Annotated in this window: 1 protein-coding gene; it reads left to right on the top strand. The window is 36.4% G+C overall.

All coding sequences use genetic code 11. The annotated features are described in order from the left end of the window. Positions 1-260 precede the first annotated feature (260 nt). Positions 261-617 (top strand): hypothetical protein, encoded by a 357-nt coding sequence (locus GMD6S_RS13055; RefSeq protein WP_000627037.1) that lies wholly within the window; start codon positions 261-263, stop codon positions 615-617. Positions 618-761 lie beyond the last annotated feature (144 nt).

Here is a 761-nt window from a genome sequence, read left to right as displayed (position 1 = left end):
AGTGCGTGGTTGCTGGAAACGCATAGAAAGCCTAAACTGATACTACTCTACTGACTTTTATGCAAACATAAAACGGTGGCTACGTTAAAGCCAATCAGAGGTGTCCCTCTTTTTTGAGGAACATAAATGAAGGTGGAACCACGTTGCGACGTCCTTTTAGGATGTCGTTTTTTGTTTGGAGAGTATTAACGACAAAGTTAAGATGAAATTTAGCCAAGAGCTGAAATGAGGTGATAGATTTGAAGAAAATATTATCTTGGATGATCACTTGTACCTTCCTTTTACTCTATGTCTGGCTAATGAATACGCTCAGTCTATGGGGGACGGAAAATATTGTCGTCTTTTCATTTTTTCTACTCATTCCTCTCTTACCATTCCTTGCCCCCTTTCTTGGTATCTTAATGTTTTTCAACAACAAGAAACTCATTACAACAGGATATCTTTTCAGTTTGACAGCTGGTATCTATTTGGTCAATGCGATAAAAAGCTATCCGATAAGGATATACATGAGAGGCGAGATGACTCAGGAGGAATATCTGTCTCTCATCCTTTCCTTGGTATGCTATCTATGTATTTCTACGCTTTTCTTTATTTTCAGACTGAAAAAGTTAAAATGAAATTGATTTAGCAAATCAATTGTGATCATTCTTTATTGATATCTAGCTTCCCACTTCTTCAAACCTCAGTTATAAAAATACGATAAATATTTAAGGAGAAAACCATGATTAAGATTACTTTCCCAGATGGCGCTGTTCGTGAAT

The organism is Streptococcus sp. GMD6S (genome assembly GCF_000297015.1).
The sequence above is the reverse complement of the archived record's forward strand: the minus strand, read 5'-3'. Positions and strand labels throughout refer to the sequence as shown.

Excerpts from the sequence above, each read along its gene's own strand:
- GMD6S_RS13055 (WP_000627037.1), top strand. The coding sequence starts at position 261 with ATGATCACTTGTACCTTCCTTTTACTCTATGTCTGGCTAATGAATACG.